9 protein-coding genes are annotated in these 7361 nt (G+C 67.0%); 1 reads left to right on the top strand and 8 read right to left on the bottom strand.

Annotation, left to right across the window (positions count from 1 at the left end):
- The 8 genes from BRAS3809_RS07145 to BRAS3809_RS07110 form a co-directional block, all read right to left on the bottom strand.
- Window positions 1-251, bottom strand: a 251-nt coding sequence (locus BRAS3809_RS07145) for an undecaprenyl diphosphate synthase family protein (protein ID WP_035655634.1), incomplete at its 3' end; no start/stop codon positions are given.
- 12 nt (window positions 252-263) lie between these two features.
- A complete protein-coding gene (gene frr, locus BRAS3809_RS07140) occupies window positions 264-827 on the bottom strand; it encodes a ribosome recycling factor (RefSeq protein WP_008961416.1) in 564 nt (187 codons plus the stop codon).
- Between the two features lie 167 nt (window positions 828-994).
- A complete protein-coding gene (gene pyrH / locus BRAS3809_RS07135; protein ID WP_008961415.1) occupies window positions 995-1711 on the bottom strand; it encodes a UMP kinase in 717 nt (238 codons plus the stop codon).
- Window positions 1712-1786: 75 nt separating this feature from the next.
- Window positions 1787-2710 carry a translation elongation factor Ts gene (gene tsf / locus BRAS3809_RS07130; protein WP_008961414.1) on the bottom strand — a complete coding sequence of 308 codons (924 nt, stop codon included), beginning with the start codon at window positions 2708-2710 and terminating at the stop codon, window positions 1787-1789.
- Between the two features lie 130 nt (window positions 2711-2840).
- Window positions 2841-3830 (bottom strand): 30S ribosomal protein S2, encoded by a 990-nt coding sequence (locus BRAS3809_RS07125; protein WP_008961413.1) that lies wholly within the window; start codon window positions 3828-3830, stop codon window positions 2841-2843.
- 154 nt (window positions 3831-3984) lie between these two features.
- Entirely contained in the window at window positions 3985-4506 is a 522-nt protein-coding gene (locus BRAS3809_RS07120; RefSeq protein WP_240535616.1) for a DUF2846 domain-containing protein, read from the bottom strand.
- A 91-nt stretch (window positions 4507-4597) separates the two neighbouring features.
- A complete protein-coding gene (locus tag BRAS3809_RS07115; protein ID WP_008961411.1) occupies window positions 4598-5557 on the bottom strand; it encodes an FHA domain-containing protein in 960 nt (319 codons plus the stop codon).
- Window positions 5554-6888, bottom strand: a complete 1335-nt coding sequence (locus tag BRAS3809_RS07110) for a S1 family peptidase (RefSeq protein WP_008961410.1) — start codon at window positions 6886-6888, stop codon at window positions 5554-5556. Before BRAS3809_RS07110 ends, BRAS3809_RS07115 begins: the two co-directional genes overlap by 4 nt.
- Here BRAS3809_RS07110 and BRAS3809_RS37585 point away from each other — a divergent pair.
- Window positions 6888-7361 (top strand): hypothetical protein (locus BRAS3809_RS37585; protein ID WP_210161095.1); only part of this gene is annotated, 474 nt, incomplete at its 3' end. The genes BRAS3809_RS07110 and BRAS3809_RS37585 overlap by 1 nt on opposite strands.

Below are 7361 nucleotides of genomic sequence, written 5' to 3'. Positions count from 1 at the left end.
TCGCCGATCTCGCTGGCGGGCCGCGACCAGTTCTCCGACGAAAACGAGAAGATGGTGAGATAGCGGATGCCGATCTCGTGCGAGGCGCGGACGACGCGGCGCAGCGCCTCGACGCCGCGGCGATGTCCCTCGGCGCGCGGCAGGCCGCGCGCCGCAGCCCAGCGGCCATTGCCATCCATGATGATGGCAACATGGGCCGGTGCGTCGGACCGGTCCGGCGCCTCCGTCACCGGGGCCGCGGCTTTGGACATCAGGCGTATCCTTCAGACGGTGAGGATTTCCTTTTCCTTCGCCGCCAGCAGCTGGTCGATCTCCGAGATCACGCTGTCGGTCGCCTTCTGCACGTCACCGGCGAAGCGCTCCTGATCGTCTTCGGAGATCTCGTGATTCTTCTCGAGCTTCTTGAGCGTGTCGAGACCGTCGCGGCGGACGTGGCGCACGGCGACGCGGGCCTGCTCGGCATATTTGTGCGCGACCTTGACCAGCTCCTTGCGGCGCTCCTGGTTGAGCTCGGGAATGCGCAACCGGATCACCTGGCCTTCGGTCGCCGGCGACAGGCCGAGGTTGGAATCGACGATCGCCTTCTCGACGGCCTTGACCATCGAGCGGTCCCAGACCTGCACGGAGAGCAGGCGCGGCTCGGGCACCGACACGGTGGCGAGCTGGTTCAGCGGCATGTGCGAGCCGTAGGCCTCGACCTGGACCGGCTCGACCATCGAGGCCGACGCGCGGCCGGTGCGCAGGCCGCCGAGCTCGTGCTTCAGCGCCTGTGTCGCGCCCTGCATGCGGCGCTTCAGCTCGTTGAGGTCGAAATTGCCCGTGCTCATCACGCTTTCCTTTCCTGCAACCCGGTTCTCGCTCGCCGGCTATGCCGGGCCTCCCGAGCGGAGGCCTTGGGCCGGACCTGAGGAGTCCCGGACGAATTCCTGTGTCGCTTACGCTTCTACCGCAGGCATCGGACTGCTCCAACACCGGCCACCGGCGGTGACGCGTCTCACCCGGCGACCACGGTGCCGCGCCCTTCGCCCTGCAGCATCGCGCTGATCGAGCCGGGCTCGGCAATGGAAAACACAATGATAGGCAGCGACGTTTCGCGGGCAAGCGCGAATGCGGTCGCGTCCATCACCTTGTAGCTGCCCTCGATGGCCTGGGAGTGGGTCAGCCTGTCGAACCGCTTCGCGGCCGGATCCTTCTTCGGATCGGCGCTGTAGACGCCGTCGACATTGGTGGCCTTCAGCACGGCCTGGGCGCCGATCTCGGCGGCGCGCAGCACGGCGGTCGTATCGGTCGTGAAATAGGGATTCCCGGTGCCGCCGCCGAGCACGACGATGCGCCCCTCGGCCAGCGATTTCTGCGCTGCAGCGCGCGTGAACAGCTCGCAGACCTCGGGCATTACGAAAGCCGACAGCGCCTGCGCCGGCGTTCCCTTGCGCTGGATCGCGGCCTCCAGAGCGAGGCAGTTCATGACCGTGGCCAGCATGCCCATGGTGTCGCCGGTCGGGCGCGAGACGCCCTGCGACGACACTTCGACGCCGCGCACCATGTTGCCGCCGCCGACGACGACGGCGATCTCGATGCCGAGCTTCTGGGCTGCGATGAGGTCGTCGGCGATCCGATCGACGGTCGGCTGGTCGATGCCGAAGGAGTGCGGCCCCGCGAGATACTCGCCCGACAGCTTGACCACGACGCGACGATAGACCGGCTCAGCCATGTGCCAATGCTCTCCTATCCCCGCGCGTTGCGATCCGGCGCGAAAGCCGCGCCGGACCTTGACTGATGTCAGTCGTTACTTCTTGCCGCTGGCGGCGGCGACTTCGGCGGCGAAGTCGGTCTCTTCCTTCTCGATGCCTTCACCGAGCGCATAGCGGACGAAACCGGCCACCTTGATCGGACCGCCGACCTTGCCCTCGGCTTCCTTCAGCGCCTGCGCGACCGACTTGCCGCTGTCGTGAATGAAGGCCTGCTCGAGCAGGGTGACTTCCTTGTAGTAGGTCTTCAGGCCGGACTCGACGATCTTCTCGATCACGTTCTCCGGCTTGCCCTGCTGACGATACTTGTCGGCGAGCACGTCCTTCTCGCGCTTGACGATCTCCGGATCGAGACCGGCGGCATCGATCGCCTGCGGGTTGGCGGCGGCGACATGCATCGCGAGCTGACGGCCGAGCGCCGCGAGCTCGTCGGTCTTGCCCGGCGACTCAAGCGCGACGATGACGCCGAGCTTGCCGGCGCCCTCGATGACCGCACCGTGCACGTAGCTCGACACGACGCCCTCGCTCACTTCGAGCGCGGCCGCGCGACGCAGCGTCTGGTTCTCGCCGATGGTCGCGATCGAATCGGCGATCGCGGCCTCGACCGTGATGCTGCCGACCTTGGCGGCCTTGATCTTCTCGATGTCGGCGCCGACGTCGAGCGCGACCTGGGCGATCATCTTGACCAGGCCCTGGAAGTGCTCGTTGCGCGCGACAAAGTCGGTCTCGGAGTTGACCTCGACGACCACGCCCTTCTTGCCCGAGGTCAGCGCGCCGATCAGGCCCTCGGCCGCGACGCGGCCGGCCTTCTTGGCGGCCTTCGACAGGCCCTTCTTGCGCAGCCAATCCTGCGCGGCCTGCATGTCGCCGCCGGTCTCGGTGAGCGCGGCCTTGCAATCCATCATGCCCGCGCCGGTCGACTCGCGCAGGTCCTTCACCATCGCTGCGGTGATATTCGCCATTGTTGAACGTCCTTTTGCCTGTCCAAAGCGCGACGCAGCGGATGGCTCTCGCCGCCCGCTGCCAGGAAACACCTATCTCAGTCGCGATGGCCGGCGTGCGACGCCGGCCAGATTTTCACGTCGTGTCGTCTTAGGCGTCGGCCAGCGACTTGGCCTGGGCGACCCAGGCATCGGCCCGGCTCGGCAGACCGACTTCTTCGCCAATCTGGTGCGCCGTGTCGTGGTTGAGCTCGGCGAGCTGCCAGTAGTGGAAGATGCCGAGGTCGTTCAGCTTCTTCTCGATCGCGCCGGACACGCCGGTGAGCTTCTTCAGGTCGTCGGCGGTGCCGCGCGGGCCCGGCAGACCCTGGAAGGTCGAGGCGGACGCAGCCGGAAGATCCTCCTCCAGCGGCGTGGCCGAGGCGCCGACGTCGATGCCGAGTTCGCCCTGGGCACGCGAGATGCCGTCGATGGCGGCGCGCGCGATCAGGTCGCAATACAGCGAGATGGCACGGCCGGCGTCGTCATTGCCCGGAACCACGTAGGTGATGCCCTTCGGATCGCAATTGGTGTCGACGATCGCGGCGACCGGAATGTTGAGGCGCTGGGCCTCCTGGATCGCGATGTCTTCCTTGTTGGTGTCGATGACGAAGATCATGTCGGGCAGGCCGCCCATGTCCTTGATGCCGCCGAGCGAGCGGTCGAGCTTGTCGCGCTCGCGCTGCAGGGTCAGGCGCTCCTTCTTGGTGTAGGAGTTGGCCTCGCCCGAGGACAGCACCTCATCGAGGTGACGCAGACGCTTGATCGACGCCGAGATCGTCTTCCAGTTGGTCAGCGTGCCGCCGAGCCAGCGCGAATTGACGAAGTACTGCGCGCAGCGCTTGGCCGCGTCGGCAACGTTGTCCTGCGCCTGGCGCTTGGTGCCGACGAACAGGATGCGGCCGCCCTTGGCGACGGTGTCGCTGACGGCCTGCAGCGCCGTGTGCAGCAGCGGCACGGTCTGAGCGAGGTCGATGATGTGGATGTTGTTGCGGGCCCCGAAGATGTAATCGGCCATTTTCGGATTCCAGCGGTGAGACTGGTGGCCAAAGTGAACGCCAGCTTCGAGCAGCTGGCGCATGGTGAATTCAGGCAGCGCCATTGGATATTCTCCGGTTGATTCCTCCGGAAACGCGTGAGCAAAAACGGGCCGTTACGGCCCGGCTTGCCACCGGACGCCCTCTAGGAGAGCCAAGTTTCCGTGTGAGATGGCGCGCTATATAGCCGGATTTTGGCGCAACGCAAGGAAAATGGACTTATTCCGCCTGCAGGAGCTCCGCCATGGCGGTCCGGGCCTGGCTTTCCTGGAGCGGCACGAGGTCGACCGGCCCCTTGTTGTCGGCCCCGGCGGAGGCCGCAGCCATGACGCCCGCCCCGACCAGCCCGAACATGATCGCACCGCCCTGCATCGCCCGGGAGCGCTCACTGGGCTTGATCGAGAAGAAATAGGTCTTCCCAGGCTCGGTGTTGAAATCGAGCACCGTCTCGCCGGGGAACAGGATCTGGGTTGCCGTCACGTGGTGCGGCCCTGCCGGGCGGTCAACATAGGCGTAGGTGCCGGGCATCAGACGATTCAGTGCGATGCCATCGACCTTCGCGTCACAATTGGTCCGCTCGAGCCAGGAATCCTTCAGGCTCATGATGACGATCCGGGAATGGCCGGGCCGCGGCGCCCCGATCTTTTGCGAGATGACCGCGTATTCCGTTCCCTCCCTGCCCGTGACGCACCCGGCTACCACCAGCGTCAGAGCCAGTCCCACAATCGTCCGCCGTTTCATGTTCAAGCCCCCCGTAAATTCCCCGGGGCCAACGCTAGAACGGGACGTCTGGAACTTTCAATCTCCGGACCCAAAGACAGTGGAACTGTGCTCAGCGCTCCACACCCGGCTTCAGTTCGGCGCGATCGGCGTCAAGCCTGGCCTTGAGCCTGCCGACGTCGCCGATGAACGCCTGTTCGCTGCGCAGCGGAACCAGGCGCAGGGAGGGCGGCAGCAGCACGTGGGTAACATTCGGCCGGCCGGAATTGGCGAAGGCTTCGGATCGCTGCAGCGTCTGGACCGCGATCGCGACGACGAGGAGGACACCGACGACGACGCCCTTGACGACCATGTGGGTGCGCCCGACCTCGCGCAGATGCAGGAAGCAGATCGCGGCCAGAACGATCCAGGCGACCGCATAGCCGTAGGTGAAGATCCTGGTCCAGGTCAGTGCGAAGGAGGCGAACTGTGCGAACTCGCTGTAGATCCAGAACGCCACCAGGCCAGCCTCGGCGATCAGGAGATGGCGCAGGAAATGCGCCCGGGCCGAAAACAACCGCGACAGCAGCGCCCAGGCGCCCACCCATGCGATCACCACGCCGATCATGGTGAGGGTCGGCACGAGATAGTCGGACAGATGCGGCTCGGAGGTCTGGGCAAACCAGACCAGCAGCGAATTGATGGCGAGAAGCACGGCGCCAAGCGCGATCGCGGCGATGATCGGCAGCGCGCCGCGGTCAGATCCCGCGAGGCGCTCCGGCTCGACCGCGTGGGCCGCGTCACGCACCCGCAACAAGGTCTGGCCGATCCGGATCGGCTCGGTGCCATCAAGCACGAGCTGCGGCTTCCGGCTCTTGCCGCTGCCGAGATAGAGACCGTTTGCGCTGCCGAGATCTTCCGCTACGAGGCGGCCCTCCCCGTCGCGAAAGATGCGGACATGGCGCGCGGCGACATAGGGGTCATCGAGAATCACGTGGTTGTCGTAGCCGCGGCCGACGTGAATCTCCGTGGCATCGACGCGGAAGCGGCTCGTGACGTCGCGATGCCTGGAGAGGATCTCGATCCAGATCATCGGGAGACCTGCAGCCGTTCGAGGAAGCTCTCGCCGAGCCGCAGCGCATCGTCATAGGCGATCGCCTGCAGATTGAGCCGGGACACCAGCGCCTCGTCGGCGCGGTCCTGCGTCACCGCCACCAATGCGACATCGTAAAGGCCCTCGAACTCGCGATAGCCCTGGGCGCACCACATCACGCGCAGCGGCGGATGCTCGGTCGCGGGCGTGATGCCGACGAAATCCTCGTGGCAATGCTGCGGCGTGTACCATTTGCGGAACGTGCCGCCCATGGTCAGCCGCGGCTGCGCCAGCTGGGTCAACACCGTGGCAAACTGGAACTGATTGAGGTCGATCGATTTCGCGTAGGAATGATTGACCTCGACCACGCCGGTGTTGAGGTCGGAGGCGACATAGACGCTCGCCTCCGCCTTGCAGCTCGTCGAATTGATGCTGGCACGCGGCTTCGGAGATGCGCCGGCATTGGTGCTGGCCCAGCATTCGAACCAAGCCGAGCGCGTCTCCGGCGCCTGATAGGAGCCGAACACGCGGTCGCGGAAGCCCTCCTCGCTGAGGGATTTGTAGAGCGCGCCGCGCCAGCTCGCGAGCTGGGCGATGACGTCCTTGCGCAAGTCTCCGGCCGCAGGCTTCGCCTCGCGGCCGCGCGCCAGCAGCGCCGCGGCGAACCGGGCCGGCACCAGGAAGCTGATCAGCTGGCCGCCGCGCCTTGTGGCGACGTTGACGCCGACCACCTGCCCCTGCGCGTTGACCGCGGGACCGCCGCTCATGCCGGGGTTGAGCGCGCCGGTGAAATGGATGTGGTCGTTGTAGCTGTGCTCGACGAGGCCGTTATAGGTGCCCTCGATGATGGTGAAGCCGAGATCGAGCGGATTGCCGAGGGAATACAGCCGCTCGCCTTTCGGCAGCGTGCCGTCGAGCGCGGCCTTGTCGAAGGCGAAGAACGGCGCCTCCTGCTTGTCGACGCGGACCAGCGCGAGGTCGTTGGGCAGATCGACCGCAAGCAGCGTCACAGCGCCTTGCGTGCCGTCCGCCCCCGAATATTCGAGCCGATAGGTCTTCGGCTCGAGCGCGGCGTCGGAGACGACGTGATAGTTGGTGATCGCGAGCCCGTCGGCGGAGACCAGGAAGCCGGAGCCGGTCGAGGTCTGGCGGCCGGCGTCGGCCAGCAGAGTGCGGATCTGCAGCAGGCGCGGCGGCGCCGAGGCGTAGACGGTTTCGGCGCCGGGCAAGCCCTGGGCCGCAGCCGATGATATCAGGCCAGCGCAGCAAAGCGCCATGACGATGGGGCTTCGCAGCAGCGCGCGCACGGGTCGAACCAACGCTGAAATCAATGACGCCCCCGCAACACGTCGTCGGCTGCCGACGTCCTGCGCCCACGATCGATCAATCCGGCGGTTCGGCCAATATCGAAAACAGGCCCTTGTTGCAACCGTCGCGCCGCTTGCGGCGGCGCGCGATCGCTCAGCAGTGCGGGACGTTCGGCGGACACCGCTTGCCCTGGGCCGGCGGAGGCGCCGGCCGCGGCGGCGGCGCCGCTGGACGCGCCATGGCCATGGGAGGCGGAGCCGGACGCGCCATCTGCGGTGGTGGCGCCGGACGCGCCATCTGCGGCGGCGGGGCCGGGCGGGCCATCGGCGGCGGAGCGGCCGGGCGCATCGCCTGCGGTGGCGGCGGCGCAGCCCGCACCACCGGCGCAACCGGCGGCCGCGGCGGCGCGGGCGGAGGACTCAGCCGTGCGGTTGCCGGCGGCGGGGCACGACGCTCAACCGGCGGCGGTGCGGCCTGCTGGATGCGGGCCCGCCCC

Source organism: Bradyrhizobium sp. STM 3809 (genome assembly GCF_000239795.1).
Lineage (GTDB): Bacteria > Pseudomonadota > Alphaproteobacteria > Rhizobiales > Xanthobacteraceae > Bradyrhizobium.
Note: the sequence above shows the minus strand (reverse complement) of the source record. Positions and strands in the feature narration are given on the sequence as shown.

Excerpts from the sequence above, each read along its gene's own strand:
- tsf (WP_008961414.1), bottom strand. The coding sequence starts at position 2,710 with ATGGCGAATATCACCGCAGCGATGGTGAAGGACCTGCGCGAGTCGACC.
- pyrH (WP_008961415.1), bottom strand. The coding sequence starts at position 1,711 with ATGGCTGAGCCGGTCTATCGTCGCGTCGTGGTCAAGCTGTCGGGCGAG.
- frr (WP_008961416.1), bottom strand. The coding sequence starts at position 827 with ATGAGCACGGGCAATTTCGACCTCAACGAGCTGAAGCGCCGCATGCAG.
- BRAS3809_RS07115 (WP_008961411.1), bottom strand. The coding sequence starts at position 5,557 with ATGATCTGGATCGAGATCCTCTCCAGGCATCGCGACGTCACGAGCCGC.
- BRAS3809_RS07125 (WP_008961413.1), bottom strand. The coding sequence starts at position 3,830 with ATGGCGCTGCCTGAATTCACCATGCGCCAGCTGCTCGAAGCTGGCGTT.
- BRAS3809_RS07120 (WP_240535616.1), bottom strand. The coding sequence starts at position 4,506 with ATGAAACGGCGGACGATTGTGGGACTGGCTCTGACGCTGGTGGTAGCC.